The 18,291-nt window shown below is 69.4% G+C and carries 11 protein-coding genes; 4 read left to right on the forward strand and 7 right to left on the reverse strand.

Annotation, left to right across the window (positions count from 1 at the left end):
* Positions 1-2 precede the first annotated feature (2 nt).
* A complete protein-coding gene (gene eccCa / locus ACFXHE_RS10140) occupies positions 3-4,058 on the forward strand; it encodes a type VII secretion protein EccCa (protein WP_379381743.1) in 4,056 nt (1,351 codons plus the stop codon).
* A 163-nt stretch (positions 4,059-4,221) separates the two neighbouring features.
* Here eccCa and ACFXHE_RS10145 read toward each other — a convergent pair whose 3' ends face one another.
* The 5 genes from ACFXHE_RS10145 to ACFXHE_RS10165 all read right to left on the reverse strand — a co-directional run bounded on the left by ACFXHE_RS10145 (position 4,222) and on the right by ACFXHE_RS10165 (position 9,104).
* A complete protein-coding gene (locus ACFXHE_RS10145) occupies positions 4,222-4,524 on the reverse strand; it encodes a WXG100 family type VII secretion target (protein WP_354830360.1) in 303 nt (100 codons plus the stop codon).
* A gap of 48 nt (positions 4,525-4,572) precedes the next feature.
* Positions 4,573-4,902, reverse strand: a complete 330-nt coding sequence (locus tag ACFXHE_RS10150; RefSeq protein ID WP_379381745.1) for a WXG100 family type VII secretion target — start codon at positions 4,900-4,902, stop codon at positions 4,573-4,575.
* 99 nt (positions 4,903-5,001) lie between these two features.
* Positions 5,002-6,225, reverse strand: coding sequence for a hypothetical protein (locus ACFXHE_RS10155; RefSeq protein ID WP_379381747.1), 1,224 nt, complete (start codon positions 6,223-6,225; stop codon positions 5,002-5,004).
* A 16-nt stretch (positions 6,226-6,241) separates the two neighbouring features.
* The gene (locus tag ACFXHE_RS10160; RefSeq protein ID WP_379381749.1) at positions 6,242-7,474 is read right to left on the reverse strand and encodes a hypothetical protein; all 1,233 of its coding nucleotides are present in this window, start codon (positions 7,472-7,474) and stop codon (positions 6,242-6,244) included.
* 49 nt (positions 7,475-7,523) lie between these two features.
* Positions 7,524-9,104: a serine/threonine-protein kinase gene (locus tag ACFXHE_RS10165; RefSeq protein WP_379381751.1), complete on the reverse strand. Its 1,581-nt coding sequence runs from the start codon at positions 9,102-9,104 to the stop codon at positions 7,524-7,526.
* Positions 9,105-9,259: 155 nt separating this feature from the next.
* On the opposite strand from ACFXHE_RS10165, the gene ACFXHE_RS10170 reads away from it, so the two are divergent.
* Positions 9,260-10,603 (forward strand): FHA domain-containing protein, encoded by a 1,344-nt coding sequence (locus ACFXHE_RS10170; protein WP_379381753.1) that lies wholly within the window; start codon positions 9,260-9,262, stop codon positions 10,601-10,603.
* A 7-nt stretch (positions 10,604-10,610) separates the two neighbouring features.
* On the opposite strand, the gene ACFXHE_RS10175 is transcribed toward ACFXHE_RS10170, so the two are convergent.
* Entirely contained in the window at positions 10,611-12,098 is a 1,488-nt protein-coding gene (locus ACFXHE_RS10175; RefSeq protein WP_379381755.1) for a metallopeptidase, read from the reverse strand.
* Positions 12,099-12,198: 100 nt separating this feature from the next.
* Here ACFXHE_RS10175 and ACFXHE_RS10180 point away from each other — a divergent pair, with 100 nt between their 5' ends.
* Together ACFXHE_RS10180 and ACFXHE_RS10185 are read left to right on the forward strand one after the other, a co-directional pair.
* Positions 12,199-14,925, forward strand: coding sequence for an ATP-binding cassette domain-containing protein (locus ACFXHE_RS10180; RefSeq protein ID WP_379381757.1), 2,727 nt, complete (start codon positions 12,199-12,201; stop codon positions 14,923-14,925).
* Between the two features lie 79 nt (positions 14,926-15,004).
* Positions 15,005-17,605 carry a hypothetical protein gene (locus ACFXHE_RS10185; RefSeq protein WP_379381758.1) on the forward strand — a complete coding sequence of 867 codons (2,601 nt, stop codon included), beginning with the start codon at positions 15,005-15,007 and terminating at the stop codon, positions 17,603-17,605.
* On the opposite strand, the gene ACFXHE_RS10190 is transcribed toward ACFXHE_RS10185, so the two are convergent.
* Complete coding sequence (locus tag ACFXHE_RS10190; RefSeq protein WP_379381760.1) at positions 17,522-18,151, reverse strand: hypothetical protein; 630 nt, start codon at positions 18,149-18,151, stop codon at positions 17,522-17,524. The two genes, ACFXHE_RS10185 and ACFXHE_RS10190, sit on opposite strands and share 84 nt — an antisense overlap.
* Between the last annotated feature and the right edge of the window lie 140 nt (positions 18,152-18,291).

The raw sequence follows: 18,291 nt of genomic DNA on the forward strand, positions 1-18,291 counted from the left end.
CGATGAGCACCGTACGGTTCCAGCGCCGGCCGCGCCGGGTGATGCCCCGCTCGCCCGGCGGCGAGGTGACCCTGCAACCGCCGCCGGAGATTCCGCGGACGGTTCCGGCCAATCTCTTCACCAAGCTCATGCCGGTGGTGATGGGCGTGGGCATGCTCGGAATGGTCGCGCTCATGATCACCTCCGGGAGTGGTCTCGCCGCCAATCCGATGAGCCTGATGTTCCCGATGATGATGGTGTTCTCCATGGTCGGGATGTATGCGGGGCAGGGTGGCAAGGGACAGAGGGCGGCCGAGGCCGACGAGGATCGCAAGGACTATCTGCGCTATCTGGACCAGGTCCGCCGGGATGTGGAGGAGACGGCCGCGCAGCAGCGGGCGGCCGTGGAGTGGAGTCATCCGGAGCCCGGGCTGATCTGGATGCTGGCGGGGACCACGCGGATGTGGGAGCGCCGGCCGGGGGACAAGGATTTCTGTCACGCCCGCATCGGGCTCGGTAGCCAAAGGCTTGCTACGAGACTGGTCGCCCCGGAAACTGGGCCCGTCGAGGAGCTCGAACCCATTGCCGCGGTCTCGCTGCGGCGCTTCGTGCGCACCCACTCCACCGTGCCCGATCTGCCCACCGCCCTCGCCGTCAAGGGTTTCGCCGCCGTTCAGCTCACCGGCGACCGCTCCCAGGCTCGCGACATGGCCCGCGCCATACTGTTGCAGCTGGCCATGTTCCAGGGCCCCGACCAGGTACTGATCGCCGTGGTCTGCGGACCGGACACCGTCCGCGAATGGGAATGGACCAAGTGGCTGCCCCACGCCCAGCACCCCGAATCCGAGGACGGCGTCGGCAGCGGGCGCATGGTGTACGGCTCCATCCGTGAGGCGCATGCCGATCTGAATCCACTGCTGCACAACCGGGTTCGGTACTCCCGCAATCAGCCGCCCAATCCGAGCCTGACCCAGATCGTGCTGGTGGTGGACGGCGGACTACTCGAAGCCGAAGAAGATCCCCTGCGGGAGCACGGTTTCGAGGGCGTGACGGTCATCGACCTGTGCGGGTACGCGCCGCGGCTGGCCGGCTCCCGGGGCATTCAGATGGTCGTCGAGAACGGCGAGTGCGCCGGACGCGGAGCTTCCGGAGCGATGGAGCGCTTCGCCGTGGTCGACCGCATCACCGCTCGCGAGGCCGAGCAGGCCGCGCGCCGGCTCGCGCCGTATCGGGCCGCCGTCGCGCGCACCGCCGAGACCACCGGCGAGGAGGGTGAGGTCAGCTCGAGCTGGTCGCAGCTGCTGGGCCTGGGCGATATCGGCGCCTTCACCCCCGAGACGGCGTGGAGGCCGCGCTACGGCCGGGAGCGGCTGCGGGTGCCCTTCGGTGTCGGGGCCGACGGGCTGCCGGTGGTGCTCGACATCAAGGAGGCGGCCGAGGGCGGTATGGGGCCGCACGGGCTGTGTATCGGCGCTACCGGGTCGGGTAAGTCGGAATTCCTTCGGACGCTGGTACTTTCGCTCATCGCCACGCACTCGCCGGATCAGCTGAACTTCGTGCTGGTGGACTTCAAGGGCGGCGCGACCTTCCTCGGGCTGGAGGGGGTGGCGCATGTCGCGGCCATCATCACCAATCTGGAGGAGGAGGCCGATCTGGTCGACCGCATGCGCGACGCGCTGGCCGGCGAGATGAACCGCCGCCAGGAACTGCTGCGCGCGGCGGGCAATTTCGCCAATGTCTCCGAGTACGAGAAGGCGCGGGCGGCGGGCGCGGATCTGGATCCGCTGCCCGCGCTGTTCGTGGTGCTCGACGAGTTCTCCGAATTGCTCTCGCAGCATCCGGATTTCGCGGAACTGTTCACCATGATCGGCCGGCTGGGTCGCTCGCTGCATGTGCATCTGCTGCTGGCTTCACAGCGGCTGGAGGAAGGGCGGCTCAAGGGGCTGGAAAGTCATCTGTCCTACCGGATCGGCCTGAAGACGTTCTCCGCCAATGAATCCCGGCAGGTGCTGGGCGTGCCGGATGCCTACAACCTGCCCAATAATCCCGGCGGCGGCTACCTGAAATCCGATTCCGGGGAGATTCAGCGGTTCCAGTCCGCCTATGTCTCCGGACCCTGTGCCGGCGGCGGGTCACGACGCGATGCCGCGGTGGCCACCCGGTCCGGCGACGTCGATGTGACCGCACGCCCGTTCACCGCGGGCCGCGTGGACTTCCGTGCCGCCGACCGGATTCCGCTGCCCGACCTGCCGGAACCGATGACGGCACCCGCCGACGCGGATCAGATCTCCAACCTGCAGATGCTGGTGTCGCGGGTACGCGGCCACGGTTGTCCGGCCCACGAGATCTGGCTGCCGCCGCTCGGCGCGGCATCCACGCTGGATCAGCTGCTGCCGCGCTCGATCCTCACCGGGGACTGGAATCCCATTGCGGCCCTGCGCGCCCCGATCGGCATCGTCGACCGGCCCTACGATCAGCGCCGCGACCCCATGGTGGTGGACCTGTCCGGATCGCGCGGCAATGCGGCGATCGTCGGCGGCCCGCAGTCGGGGAAGTCGACCGCGCTGCGCGCGCTGGTCATGGCGATGTCCTTGACTCACACCGCCGAACAGGTGCAGTTCTACCTGCTGGACTTCGGTGGCGGCACCATGGTCGGCCTGGAGGGGCTGCCGCACGTGGGTGCGGTCGCCAGCCGCATGGAGGAGGACCGGGTGCGGCGCACCGTGGCCGAGATGGTGGGCATCGTGCGCCGCCGCGAGGCCACCTTCCGGCGGCTCGGTGTGGAGTCCATGGCCGAGTTCCGGCGGTTGCGCGCCGACCCGGGGACCGGTGATCGCGCCACCGACCAGGGAACCGGTCCCACCGCCGCGGGCGTGCACGAGGATCCGTTCGGCGATGTGTTCCTGGTGATCGACGGGTACGGCGCGTTCCGGCAGGAGTTCGAACTGCTGGATCAGACCGTCATGAACCTTGCGGTGCAGGGACTTTCGTACGGCGTGCACGTGGTGATGTCGCTGAACCGCTGGGCCGAGGCGCGGCCCGCGCTCAAGGATCAGATCGGCACCCGCGTCGAACTGCGGCTCGGCGACCCCATGGACTCCGACCTGGGGCGCAAGTTCGCGGCGCTGGTGCCCATGGGCCGCCCGGGCCGCGGCATGACCGCCGACGGGCTGCACATGCTGACCGCGCTGCCGCGCGTGGACGGCGACCCGGATCCGGCGACGCTGGGAACCGGTGTAGCGCAAGCTGTTTCGGGCATCGGCCAGTTCACCCCGGGACGTCGGGCACCAGCAGTGCGCATGCTGCCCGACCGACTGCCGCGCGCGGAACTGCTGCGGCTGGTGGGGGACTGGCCCGCCGAGGCGGATAACACCCAGCCGTGCCTGCGCTTTCCGCTCGGCATCAATGAATCCGGGCTGGCCCCGGTGTATCTGGATCTGGCGGCAAGCCAGCATTTCGTCGTCATCGGCGATTCCGAGTGCGGCAAGACCACCCTGCTGCGCGCGCTGGCGCAGTCCATCTGCGCGTCCAATACCACCGATCAGGCGCGCATCATCATGGGCGACTACCGCCGGACCATGCTCGGCACCGTGCCACAGGGCTATCTCGCCGGCTACGGCACCACCGCCCCGCAGTTCACCCAGAACATGGCCGACCTGGCCGCGTACGTCACCCAGCGCATGCCCGGCCCCGAGGTGACCCCGCAGCAGCTCAAGGACCGGTCCTGGTGGCGCGGCCCGGAACTCTACGTCCTCGTCGACGACTACGACCTGGTCGCCACTGCCGGCGGCAACCCGCTGCACGCCCTGGTCGACCACCTGGCCCACGCCCGCGACCTCGGCTTCCACCTCATCCTGGCCCGCCGCTCCGGCGGCGCCGGCCGTGCCATGTACGAGGCCACCCTCAACCGCCTCAAGGAACTCAACTCCGCATCCCTGATCATGAGCTGCAGCCGCGACGAGGGCACCCTCTTCGGCAACACCCGCCCCGCTCCCATGCCCCCGGGCCGCGGTACCTACGGCACCCGCGCAAGCGAGGACCTGATCCAAACCACCTGGCTGCCCACGGCCGAGCTGTGACTGCGAGCTCGCCGAGACACCACCGGCTCTACGCAACCCTTACCGGACACCCCGACTTCAGCGCCGATCTCGGCATCCCGTGTCGATTCGGCCGATGCGGTGGGCAGTCAGCCCGCTGCGCGGGCCGACTGCCCTGCCCACCACCCGGAAACCGACAGGCGGGTCAGAACAGGCCCGCCAGGGCGGTGTCCTTGGCCTGGAGTTCGGCGTTGCCGGTGCGGACCAGGGTGGCCGCGCCGTTGAGGGTGGTGTTGAGCTGGAGGACGTGCTGGTTCCACGTGCGCTGGAGGTCGGCGAACGCGTCGTTGGCGTCACCCTTCCAGTTGTTCTGGACGAACTCCTCCACGCTGCGGTGGAAGGCCTCGAGTTGGTCGCGGATGACCTCCGCGCGGCGGATGATCGAGTTCGCGCCGTCGGCGACGCCCTCGAAATGGGCGGAGATGATCCGGCCGTCTACTGCTGCCATGGTGAATTCCTTTGCCACTGGTCCGAATGAGGGGGGAGACCGAATCGGCTAGACAGCCGGGAGGTCCAGGCTGGAGATCTGCGCGTTGACCTTGGATTCGTAATCCTTGTCGTGCTCTTCGTAGTTGGAGCCGACCTTGATCAGGGTCTCGGCGGTGTGCACCAGCTTGTCGTTGAGCTTGTCGGCCTGGAAGTAGTACCGCTGCATGAACGCATTGAAGGCGTCGGCCGCACCGCCCCTCCAGTTCGCACCGGCGACCATGCTGTCCTCATCGCGCTTCAGATCGGCGATGGCATGCATCAGCATGTCGTGGGTCTGCTGGAACTCCTGGGCCTTGGCCTGAATGAGCTCATTACTGGCTTCGAATGCACCGGCCACGGTGTCTCCTCTCGATTCGCGGGCGGACGACCTCTCAGTGCTATTGGACGTAGGTCATGACCCGCCGGTTCCGCCCGGCTCAGCTCGCCACCGAACCGACTACCAGGTGCTGTTCGCCAGCAAGGCGTACTGGGCGGCCGCCCGCTGGTGGGCGTCGGCGAGTTGATTCGACTCGACCGCACCCGTGTAGCGGCGGTAGCTGACCATGCACCGAAAGCGCTTGGCGCCACTGTTCCGGTTCTGGTCGCTGGTCTCCCCGCATTTCGCGTTCGGCACCCCGGCGGGCGCGTCCGCGACGGCGGAATAGCCGTGCGCGAGAATGGCCCCGGACAGACGCTCGGCGGCCTGCGCGTCCCGCGCGCGGAAGAGCATGCTGACGCCGTCGTAGGACGCACCGGAGGTGGTGAATCGATCCATGCCGCTGTCGGCGACCAGCCGCCCCCAGAAGTCCTGGTCGCTCACCCGATTCAGGAATCCCCGCGGTTCGGCGACCGCCTGGTTGGCGAAGTCGGGCGCCAAATAGACCTGTGTGGCGAGGGTCCGCCGCAGCATTCCGTCCGCGTCGAAGGGCAGCCGCAGGACGCCCTCGCGGTCCAGGGGCGGCAGCGAATCCAGCAGTGGCAGTTGGGCGTCGTAGACCTTTTCGGCGAGGGCCGTCAGTTTCGACAGGTCGGGGTCCTTCACCCCGAGATAGGTGTCCACGACGTAGCTGCCGTGTGCCAGGGTCGACCCGATGCTGGCCACGCCTGGACGCCAATGGCTGTGGGCATCAGGGTATTTCGAGAGCGCCACGTGCTGATTCACCTCGGCCGCCACCCCGAAGTCTGCATTCTCCAAGTCCGCGGCAGCCTTCGATGCCGCCGCGGCATCGGGGAATTGCATCACCGTCACCGTGGTGAACGCGCTGTCGTCGGGGGCCTTGCCGTACTTGTCCGGCTGTTTCACGCTGTGCCCCACCGCGACACCGAACATCATCTTGCCGGCATCGAGGATCGGCGCGGTGACCTTGGCCAGTACGGCGGTGGCGCCGTCCGAATCCTTGAAGGGCTGAATACCGGTGCTGTACTTGAATTCCGGATCGACATCCGCCGCATTGACCACGTGGTCGGCCAGCCGCTGCTCGGCCAGTTCGAAACCCTTGGCCATGTCGGGGGAGTACTCGTAGCGCAACTCCAGCGGATCGGTGGAGTATTTGCCGACGTCCAGTGTGCGGACGTCGATTTCCCCGGGGTGGGCGCTGCCCTGGACGGTCGGGCCACACCCCGCCACCGCGGCGACGGTCAGCGTGAGCAGGGCGGTTATTCGAAGTTTGCGCGAGAGCATGGTTTTCCGTTCCCCCTCAGTGTTCCGCATTGACGAGCAGGGCGTACTGCGCCGAGATGCGCTGCTGGGCATCGAGGAGCTGGTTCGCCGAAACCTCGGCGGCGAAGCGACCGTGCCTGACGTAGCAGTAGTGGGAGATTGCGAACTTGTCGGGACCGGTGTACTTGCGGCACTGGGCATTCGGCAGATTCGCCGGAGATTCGGCCGGCCGGAAGGTGCGTGAGGTCTCGCTGCGCGCGGCGACGATCGCGTCGGCGCCCGCGGCGTCGCGGGCGCGGAAGACGGTGCCGCCGTTGAACGCCACCCGGTCGACACCCGCCTTGTCGAACAGTGCCGCATTGTCGTCGCCGGGGAACAGTTGCAGTCCGCCGTGCCGATCGTAGACGCCCGGAATGCCGCGCTCGGATTGATCGTCGTGCACCGTCGGCAGCGTGCGCCCGAGGACTCCGTCCATATCGACGGGCTGTTCGGTCAGCTGGTCCTGGGGAATGACCGGGAACTTGGCGAGGGCGGGCGGGATGGCGTCGAGGCCGAGCTGCGCCCGGGCGGTGAGCTTGGCCGGATCGCTCACCCCGGTCTCGGCCATCACGTCGTCCCAGACGTAGGTGAAGAGGACGAATCTGCCTGTGGCATACCAGGATCGGACGGTGGCATTGAAGTTGTACTGGGTGTCGAGATAGACGAACGCGTCCGGATACTTGTCGATCCGCAGGCGTTGACTGCCCGGGACGGCGTCGAAGTCGGCCTGGCCCAGGGCTCGAGCGGCGGCGCTCGCCGCTGCGTCATCGGTGAACATCAGCACGACATTCGAGTACTCGTAGGCCAGGGTGTTCTGTTTGTCGGAGTCGCCGGTGGTGACGAAGCCCGAAATGAACCCCGGGGCCGCGGCCTTCAGCACATCGGCTTTGGCGTTGGTGCGCAATTTCATGGCGCCTGAACCGAAATCGATGAACGGGCGGATGGCGCCGTTCACTGCGGCTGCCGGGTACCGGACCTGTGGATTCACCTCGGAAGGCAGCGGAATGTAGTTGGCCAGCCGCTCGGCCTGCACAGCCCGCGCCAGGTCGGGATCGGTCGCCTTGTCGTAGTGCTTGGGCTGGGTGGGCAGATTGCCGGTGTCGAGTTTGCTCAGGTCGATCGCCGGTTCGGCGGGCGCCGGGGCCGCTTCGGTACCCGAGCCGCAGGCGCCTGTCACCACCGCCGATAACACCAGGGCGACGGCCACGGCCGCCCGTCTCACCGTGCGCATGTTCCCCCTCCATCAGCAAACAATCGGTACGAACTATTGGTCGTAACGCCTACTTGATTCTGTTGTGCAGCACCGGAACCAGCTTGTTGACCAGGGTCTGCGTGGAATCCGGGGTCCAGCTGCGCAGCGCGGCCACCGCGGCCGGGTCGTCGAGCGGGACGACGATCGCGCGTGAGCTGGTGATCTCGTTCGGCAGGCCGAGCAGCCCACCGCCACCGGCCTTTTCGTCGCTGCGCACCGCGATGATGTAGGAATCGTCGGGCACGGTCAGCGACCCGTAGCCATCGGAGGGGCGGGGAGAGGCTTCGTCGCCCTTGGGCTGGTACTCGTTGTTGTAGACGAAGCCGAGGCTCTCCAGGAACTTCGCCTGCGGGGTGCCGGCCAGGTAGATGCTGTATTTGGTGTTGAACTGCGCACCGGTCACGTCGACCATGGTGACGGTCTTGCCCGCGAAGGCGGGATTGTCCTTGCGCGCCTTGTCCACCGGGCTCAGATTGGGATCCACCGTGGTGGTTGCCGAGGCTCCGGCGCTGGAAGCCGTTGTGGCGGAGCTGGTCTCGCCGCCGGTGGCCACGATCGCGATGCCCACGGCCAGCGCGACCGCCACCACCGCCGCGCCGATCCCGATGTAGAGCCGGTTGCGGTTGCGCGGGGTCGGCCCCGTCTCGGTCGGTTCGGACGCGGAAAGCGGTATGCCGCCTGTGGTTTCGCCGCCGGATCGCAGCAGGCTCGGCGGCGCGACCTGGATCGGATAGGTCGGCGAGGTGGTGGTCGACACCGGGTTGTAGCCGGGCACCAGTGCGGCCGTGGCGGCGTCGGTGAACTCGCGGCAGGAGTTGAAACGCTCGGCCGGGTTCTTCGCCATGACCCGCGCGAAGATATCGTCCAGCGTCGCGGGCAGGTGCGGGTCGACGTCGGTGGCGCGCGGCGGCGGCTCGTGCAGGTGGCCCATCATGACCAGCGCCGGTTGCGTTGCGGGATAAGGGTTCCGGCCGGTCAGCAGCTTGAAGAAGGAGCAGCCGAGGCTGTAGATGTCGGCGCGGTGGTCCAGCGGCCGGCCGGACAGCTGTTCCGGCGGCGCGTAGGCGATGGTGGCCACGAAGCTGCCGGTCTGGGTGAGCTCGGTGGTGTCCTCGGTGGACTTGGCGACGCCGAAGTCGGCGAGTAGGGCGCGCTCGTCCTCGCCGTCGACGCTGGAGAGCAGGAAGTTGGCGGGCTTCACATCCCGGTGCAGCAGGCCGCGGCGGTGCGCGTAGTCCAGGCCGCGGCCGATCTGGGTGACGATGGACAGTGCGCGCAGCGGCGGCACCGCGGCCGGATCACGCTTGAGCTCGGCCGAGGCGTCGGTGCCCTCGACATACTGCATGGCGATCCACAGCCGGCCGTTCTCCTCGCCGCGATTGTGGACCGAGACGATATTCGGGTGGTCCATGCCCGCAACCACATTCGCCTCGCGTTCGAAGCGGCCGCGGAACTCCTCATTGGCGGTCAGATCGGAGGAGAGCACCTTGAGCGCGTCCATGCGCGGCAGTTCGGGATGTTTGGCCAGGTAGACCGTGCCCATGCCGCCGGAACCGAGCACGCGGACGATCCGATAGCCGCCGACGATGGTGCCTGGACTCATCGCCATTGCGGGAACTCCTGGATGATTCGGTGGGGCAGGCCGTACCTGCCGGAGCATACCGGGCTCCCACCGCCGCTCCGCGACTCCGAAAGGCCGCTGAGTAACCTGGGTGCTGTGTTGAACAATCCCTGCCGTGTGCTCCTCGGGGGTCGGTTCCCTTGATGGATCGGCAGGTCGAGGTGGTCGCGGGCGGCCATGTGGTGAGCCGGGTGGCGGGTGCGGTCATCCTGGTGGCGCATCGGGAGCCGGGGGCGCTCACGCCCGGATCGCAGGCCGTGGTGGCGGCGCGGGCGCTGGGCGAGCTGGTCGCGGACGCGACGGATCAGGCCCCGGACGGGCCGGGCCGGCTGGTCGCGCGGCACGCCACCCGCTGGCTGATGAAGGAGGCCGAGCGCATTTCGCCCGGCGCGCCCATCGAATTCGGCATCCTGACCGCCGCCGACACCGGTGGATTGGCGATCTTCCTGCACGGATCGGTGACGGCGCTGCTGGCCGGGTCCGTGGTCGAGTACTACCGCGGCAGTGATGCCGCCTTCACCGTGGACCGGGTGGCCGAACGGCCCGCGCGGGCCGCCGCCCTGTTCATCGACGGGAACCGGCCGCCGGAGCTACCCGGGCGCGGAATCGGTTCGCTCATCGAGGGTCTCGCGCCGGCGGCGGGCGCGGTGGTGTGGTTCGAGGGCGAGCCGGTGGTGTCGCGACGGCCCGGGCGCCCGGGCGGGGCGCGGCAGCGGGTCGTGGAACCGCCGCCGCCGACCGCGGCGTTCGACGCGGAGCGAGATCCGCAGCCGGAAGCGATTCCCCTGGACCCCAACCTGATTCCGACCCGCACCTCCAATCGCATTCCGGCGAGCCTGGACCCGGAGCCCGGACCCGCCCAGGAGGATCCGGACACCGAGGGCATCGACCTGCACCGCGCGCCGACCGAGATGGGCGGCGCCCGGGAGGCGAACGGCACCAACCCCGCGCCCAAACCCGACCCGGATCTGCAGCGCCGTCTGGAGGCCACCGCCAAGGCCACCGCGCTCACCGTCAAGGTGCTCGGATTCAAGTGCGCACGTGCGCATCCCAGCGATCCGCGGGCTGCCTTCTGCACCGTGTGCGGCATGCCCGTGGATCAGACCCAGCAGCCCGCCGAGGTGATCCGGCCGCCGCTGGGCATGCTGGTGCTCGACGACGGCATGACCTACATGGTGGCCGCCGACGCCGTGGTCGGCCGCGACCCCGAGCACTCCGATCCGGTGCGAGCGGGCCTGCTGCCCTTGCGAATCGACGACAACTCCGGCGGCATGTCCCGCGTCCACGCCGAGATCCGCCTGGTGAACTGGGACATCACCATCGTCGACCACGGCTCCACCAACGGCACCCGGGTCCGCCCGCAGGGCTACCGGGATTGGATTCGGCTGCAACCGAATCAGCCCTTCACCCTCGCCGCCGGCACCGAGATCATGCTCGGCAACCGGGTGCTCCGTCTGGAGCCGGTCGCACCCCCGCCCTTCGGGTGAGGCGCGATCAGGTGTAGCGCGAGTAGCAGGTGTCCTGGGTTCCGAGGACGCCGGCGCGGAAGGCGTCGACCCGGGAGAAGCCGCTGGGGACCGTCTTGCCGTCGGTGTCGCTGGCGGCCAGGCCGTCGGAGAGCAGGCCGGAGACCGCCTCGTCGAGATCGCCCGCCGACAGTGAGATGTCGCCCTGGGACTTGCTTCGGTTGGGGTCGGCCAGCTTTCCGGAGATCACGCCCGACAGGCAGGCCGCGCGCAGGCCGGTCTTCGCCCCCTTCAGCGGCAGTCCCGCGGCATGCTGCACGGCCAGGGTGTAGCGCGAGATGAAGACGATGTAGGCGGTGAAATCGCCGGTCACATCGGCGGGCAGGGCGTCCTGGTCGTCGGCGTTGGAGACGCCGCGATCGTGCAGCGCGGGCACGTCGGTGCCGATCAGGTTGGTGGCAGGGCAGTAGGTGACCGGGACGGTGTCGGCGCCGTTGCGGCAGTTCAGTTTCGCCGAGCCGTAGCTGTATTTGGGCTCGTCCGGGATCGGCATGATGGCGGCCATGGCCTTGGTCAGTTCCTGCAGGTTGGCCTGGTTCACGTCGGACTGGCCGTGGCCGGAGTCGTTGCCCAGGGTCTGCGGCAGATCGCCGCGGCGGCGGTCGATCTCGTTCTGGTCGATGGCCTTGCAGCCCTTGGGCCCGTCGGTGAAACCGATCTGCACCGCGGTCACCCGCTCGAACGCCGAACCGTGCACATTCTGCGGATCGTCCGGGTCCGCGTCGCGGAAGGCGACGGTGGCGGCCAGCACCGCGTTCAACCCGTCGGAGGTGTTGATGGTGAAGTGCTTGGCCTTCCCCTCGGCCACGTTCCGGATGAACGCCCCCGCGAAGCAGTCCGCCTGCTGCTCCTTGACGATGGTCGGGGTGCGGCGGCCGACGAGCTTGGCCATCTCCTGGATGGCGTGCCCGTACTCGTGGGCCAGCACCATCACCACCGACATCTTCCCGAACTCGTCGGCCACCGCGGGCAGCAGCACCCCGCGATCCCAGCCGACGGATCCGTCCAGGCGGCAGTACGCGGCATTGACGAGCCGGTAGCTGGACTCCCCGCAGAACTGCCCGGCCTGCGAGCGCGGCGTCTTGGCGCTCCACGAGATGAACTTGCCGACCGGGCTGAAAACGCCGCCGAACTCCAGCGGGAACTCGCCCTGCCAATAGGTCTGGATATCGTCGAGCGCGTTGAGGACCAGGTGGTCGACCTGGCCGCCGTCGGAATCCTGCGCGGTCAGCGTTGAATTCGGGGCGCCCGCGCGCGGACCGCTGGGTCCGCTGGTGGTGGGCAGACCGGCCACCTTGAACGGGTCGTCGTAGATGGAAACCGCGCGACCGTGAACAGTTCGTGTACATCCGGACAAGAGTGCGACCGCGAGCACCAGTACCCCCGCCACCACGACCACGCGGCGAATCCCCCCGGACCGGCGCGTGCGCACCGCCTCCCCCTGGCGTCTCGCCACGTGCACTCCCTCGCAGGCCGATTCGATCTCTGTCCCGTTATCGAGCCTGCGGCCGATGAGCGCAACGCCGGACTTCGGGGGCTTCGCTTATTATCCAGCCATGTCTTCACCGGGGGCGCAGCAGATCACCGTGCGTCATGAAGGAACCGAGCGGGTCTTCGACGCGACCCAGCAGATCACCATGGGCAGGGCGCCGGAGGTGACGCTGTTCGTCGACAGCCCGCTGGTGTCCCGGGTGCACGCGACCCTCAGCTACGAGGCCGGGTCGTGGATGCTCAGCGACAACGGCAGCACCAACGGCGTCTTCGTGGACGCCCGCCGCCTGACCACGCCACTGGTCATCAACCGGCCCACCCAGGTGCGGCTCGGCGATGCCATCACCGGGCCGCTGCTGCACCTGCTGCCGCAGACCGGCCGGGGCGGAGGCACGCCGCCGCAGCAGCAGCGTCCGGGCATGATGCCGCCGCCGAACCGGCCGCCGTCGCGGCCGATGCCGCAGGCGGGGCAGCCGCAGCAGGCCCAGCAGCCGGTGCAGCCCTTCGCGCAGCGTCCGCCGGTGCAGCAGCGGCCCAATCCGCAGCAGGCCTGGCCCAACCCGGCCCAGGCCAACCCGAATCTCGCGCAGCGGCCGCCGGTGAACCGGCCCGCGTCCGGGCCGCAGCATCAACTGCCGCACCCGGTGCAGCACCAGCAGCCGAATCCCCTGCAGCAGCGGCAGACTCCGCCTCCCGGCACCTCGGCGACGCCGAATGTGCCTCGCCCGCCGGTGAATACGCCGCCTCCGGCCGCCGCTGACAACATCAATATGACCACCAAGGCGGACACCTCCGCGCTGCCGCCGATCCGCGCCCGCGCCTCCACCGCGGCCATCGCGCGCGCCGACCGGATTCCGCGCGACGGCCTCAACATCGGCCGTACCAGCGACAACCAGATCGTGGTCAACGACCCGATGGCCTCGCGCCGGCACGCCCGCCTGGTGCCGGACCGGCAGGGCCTGGCCATCGAGGACCTGGGCTCGGCCAACGGCACCTTCGTCAACGGCCGCCGCGAACAGCGGGCGCTGCTGCGTGAACGCGACATCGTCACCATCGGTAACGTCGACTTCGTCGTGCAGGAGGGCACGCTGGTCCATCGCCAGCGGCCGGTCGCCGAGCAGGGCCTGCACGTGCACGGCGTCTCGTTCACCGTCGAGGGCAACAAGCAGCTGCTCATCGACGTGAACATGCAGGCCGGGCGCGGCTCGCTGACCGCGATGATCGGCCCCTCCGGCGCGGGCAAGTCGACCCTGTCGAAACTCATTGCGGGAACGACGCATCCGTCCGCGGGCGTGGTCACCTTCGAGGGCCGCAACCTGCACGCCGAGTACGAGGCGCTGCGCTCTCGTATCGGCATGGTGCCGCAGGACGACGTGCTGCACCGGCAGCTGACGGTCAAGCAGGCGCTCAACTTCGCTGCCCAGCTGCGCCTGCCCCCGGACACCAGCAAGGCCGATCGCCAGCAGGTGATCGCCGATGTGCTGAAGGAACTTTCGCTCACCCAGCACGCCGACACCCGCGTGGACCGGCTCTCCGGCGGTCAGCGCAAACGCGCCTCCGTGGCCATGGAGCTGCTCACCGGTCCCTCGCTGCTGATCCTGGACGAGCCCACCTCGGGCCTGGACCCGGCGCTGGACCGGCAGGTCATGACCATGCTGCGGGAACTGGCCGATGCCGGGCGCACCGTCATCGTGGTCACCCACTCGGTGGCCTGCCTGGACATGTGCGATCAGGTGCTGCTGCTCGCGCCCGGCGGCAAGACCGCCTTCTGCGGGCACCCGGGCAGCGTCGGCCACGTCATGGGCACCAGCGACTGGGCCGAGATCTTCGGCCGTGTCGCCGCCGATCCGGACGGGGCCTTCGCGAATTTCCGCTCCCGCCAAGCGTTCGCGGAGCCGCCCGCGCCGGTCAAACCGGTGGAACGGGCGAAGGCACCGAAATCCAGTCCGCTCAAACAGTTCTCCACGCTGTCGCGGCGGCAGCTGCGGCTCATCTTCGCCGACCGCGGCTATCTGGCGTTCCTCGCGATCCTGCCGTTCGTGCTGGGCGGCCTGTCGCTGGTCGTACAGGGCAAGAGCGGATTCGAGTCCGTCGGCTTCGTGCAGGCGCCCGACGGCAGTTTCGTGCGCGCCAACAATGGCGAGGCCCAGCAGCTGCTGGTGGTGCTCATCCTCGGCGCCTGCTTCATGGGCGCCACACTCACGGTGCGTGACCTGGTCGGCGAGCGGGCCATCTACTACCGGGAACGCGCGGTCGGATTGCGTTCCGGCGCATACCTGATGTCGAAGGTCGTGGTCTTCAGCCTTGCGGCACTGCTGCAGTCGGCTGTGATGATCGGCATCGTGCTGGCGGTGAAGAAGCCGCCGAGCAAGGGCGCGGTGATTCCCTACGGCCCGGCGGAGCTCTATCTCGATGTCGCCCTCACCGCCGTGACCTGTGTGGTGCTGGGTCTGGCGCTGTCCGCGCTGGCCAAGTCCAACGAGCAGGTGATGCCGCTGCTGGTGGTGATCATCATGGCGCAGCTGGTGATGGCGGGCGGCATGATCCCGGTGACGGGCCGCGTTGTGCTGGACCAGCTTTCCTGGCTGTTCCCCTCGCGCTGGGGCTATTCCGCGGGGGCGTCCACGGTCGATCTGCCCAATCTGTCGGCCTCGGCGGCGGCGCAGCAGGACCACTTCTGGAAGCACACCGTCGGCGCGTGGGCACTGGATGTCTCGGTGCTCGCCGTGATCGCCGTGCTGCTCGCCCTGTTCACCTGGTCGCGCCTGCGCTTGAAGAAGTCGGCTGCGTGATCGGCCATTCGCGCAGGCGGGGGTGCGAAGTCTGGATTCGGTCGCGCGCGCTGCGAAGCGAGCAGGCAGACTGATGACTGTGACGGCTCGAGTTGGTGCAGTGCATCTCGGCTGGGACGTGGTGTCGGTGGCCGCCGGTGGCGGCGGTTCGCCCATTCGCCCGGTCCAGGTCGAAAGCACATACACACCACCCGCATACCTGCTGGCGGATTCGTCCGGCCGGCTGCACACTGCCGGCGTGGACCGGCGTCCCGATGTCGGCATCGCCATCTCCGATGTGCGCGACATCATCGGGCACCCGCAGATCGTGGTGGCCGGTGCGACCTGGCCGGCCGAGCTGGTCTTCCGGGCCCGCATGCACAATCCGCTCGCGTCCATCGTCGAGCACCTCGGCGGTGCGCCGGATGTGCTCGCGCTGCCCTTCCCCGATGAATGGCCCGACCCCAAGGTCGACGAATTCGTGCGCCTGGTAGAGCAACTCGGCGTGCCCGCCGAGCCGCTGCCCGAATCGGTCGCGCTCTCCGGCTATGTCCGCGCGCTCGGTCTGGTGCGCGCGCCCGGTCGCGGTCCGGCGGTCGGCGCGGTCGGCGTCTACTCCGACGGCCGCGAATGCCTGGTCGTCGCCGTCCACGGCAATGACGATCAGCCCACGGAGTCGGTCAGCGTCGCGATCACCGCCGAGGCGCTGCACGAGGCCCACGCCGCCGACAATGTGGTCATCGAGGTGATGGCCGCGGCCCGCGCCATCAATGCCGACACCTCGACGGTGCTGCTCACCGGCAACGTGTGCTTCAACGACGCACTGCGCCTGGCCTTTCAGAACCATCTCGGCCACCGTTTCCAGGTCGCCGACCACCCGATGCACGCCCTGGTCCTGGGCGCGACCCATCTGCTGGTCGCCGACAGCGAGGGCGACCCGGCCTACGACCGGCCCGTGGCCGCCGCGCCGCAGCCGGCGGGCGCCGATGCGCGCCCGATCGAACAGGGTCCGCGTCATGTCACCGGCGGCCCGGCCGCCGGGCAGCCACTGCAGCGTCAGCCCGAGCCGCTGGCCCACCAGCCGGAATTGATTCCCCGGCACATGGATTCACCGCCCGCACCCGAATCCGGCGCACAGCGACCGGATTCCGCGCGCGGCACCGGCCCGCAGCCCACGGTCGATTCCGCCGCCGCGCCGGATCACTCGGGTGCCGACCCGGCGGGTGCGACCGTCCGCCTCACTGCCGAGGAGGCCGCGGCCATGACCGCCGCCGCCCAGGCGAAGCAGGCAGCCGGGACCGGCCCACAGGCCGTCGCCGATCCCGCGGCAGCAGGGCTCACCAGGCGAATCACCGCGCAGGAGGCTGCATCTCAGAGCGGTGGCGCGGGAACGCCGACCGGACCCGGCGGCCTGACCCAGCGAATGACGGCCGAGGAGGTCGCGCGGCTCACCGCGCAGGCGGCAGGGCAGTCGCCGAGTGGCGATGCGGGCCAAGGGGTTCCCCGTGGCACCGAGAATCCGAGCACCGGGCCGCAGCCGGTGGCCGGCGGCCGCGGCACGCTGCCGCCCGGGCTGGAGGGCGTGGGTGGCCGGTTCATGCGGCCGCCCGGGTCGCCGGCCGATGATCAGCTGACCACGGTCATGGGCCAGGGCGGCGCCGATGCAGGTCAGCAGGGATTCGGTCAGCCGGGCACGACCGCCGCCGATGCCGGGCCGGGCGCAGGTGCAGGCGCGCCACAGGGCACGGGTGCCGGAGGCGCGCAACAGGGTTCGGGCGGTGCGCCCGCCGGACCGCACGGCTCCGGCGGTTACGGGCCGGCCGGCGGCTACGGCCAGGCGGCCGGGCAGCCGGGCTACGGCCAGTCCGGTGGGCAACCTCCCGGCCAGTACGGACCCGGTGGTTCCTACGGTTCCGGTCAATCCGGACCGGGCGCCGGGTCTTCCGGCTACCCGGCCGGCGCGGGCTACGGTTCGGCGAATGCTCCGGGCTCCGACGCGGCCGCCCGGGGCGGCTACGGTCCGGGCGGCGCGCAGCCGAACGCGGGTGGCCAGTACGCCCCGCAGCAGGGTGCCGCCGGGCAGTACGGTCAGGGCGGATACGGCTCGGGCGGCTATGGGCAGCAGGGTGGGTACAACACCGGCGGCTACCCGGCCGGTCCCTATGTGCCCGAGGGGGATACGTCCGGTTCGGGTCGCGGGAGTTTTGCTGGATCCGGTGGAAATGCACCTGGTCAGTCCGGCGGGATGTACGGTGGGTCGATGTCGACGGGGGCGCGCGGCGCGAATCCGCAAACGCCGGAAGATGCGGCTGGGCAGCCGGATTCGGAATCCGGCTCCGAGGGCGACCGCAAGCAGCGCAAGGGCAAGCTGTGGAACAAGATGCGCAAGCCCTTCGGCGCTCCGATCATCGTCGGCGCGGCCGCGCTGTCGCTGCTGGGCGCGCACTCCGACCAGCGGTCCGACCCGGTCGCGTCAACCACGTCCGCCGACACCGTGATTCGGGTCGGTGGCGGGACCGCGAGCCCGGTCGACGAATCCTGCGCCGTGACCCCGTTCGTGTCCGGCCTCCCGCACGCGGGCATCGCCACCGTCGGTGATCCCCGGGATCAGGACTGTTTACGCTTCGGCATCGACACGCTGCGCTACACCATTCCCGGACCCGCGCGCGGCGCCGATCCGGGCCCGCCCCTGCACATCTGATCCGTCCGCCGCGAGATCGTCGAGCCGCAGCCAGCTGGTGGCGGTCAGCAGTTCGACCCGGGAGACCCGGGGCGCGGGTCCGGTGTGACCGGTCAGCGCCCAGGCGCGTTCGATGGTGAGTCGCAGCAGCCGCCGGGCCGCGTAGAACAGCAGCGCGGCCAGCGGCAGTTCGCCGATGCCGGCGGAGAGCAGGGCGAACCACAGATCCGGGCTGTTCCAGTCGAGCACGATGTCGAACCAGGCATCGCAGATCAGCAGCGTCCCGGTGATCATCGCCCACGGAATGAAGACCTGCCGGCGCCGCCAGGCGTGCCAGGCGGTCATACCGATCGCGCCGACCAGCGCGAAATCGAAGCCCACCCACGCGATGTCCCACTGGCTCACCTGCCGTTCGGAGGGCAGGCTGACCGAGAGGTACGCGATCCAGGGGATCAGGAAGACCAGACTGCCGGTCACCACGGTCAGCAGGATCCGGCGCATGGCGGCCGCATGCGGGTGGGGCGTCGCTGCTGCGCGCGAATAGGTCGGCTGGGTGCTGATCGCCATGGCGGCCTCCATTGGCAGGACGGCTGGACCAACCGTCGCGATGGTTCCCGTTCCCCTTACAATGCCCGTACCGGAGGCACTCATTCCGCTTAGACTGTGAGATGGATCACTCTTCGGTCGGGTGTTCCCTGCCCGCCGGG

This window comes from Nocardia sp. NPDC059229 (assembly GCF_042754165.1).
In the GTDB taxonomy this organism is placed as follows: Bacteria; Actinomycetota; Actinomycetes; order Mycobacteriales; family Mycobacteriaceae; genus Nocardia.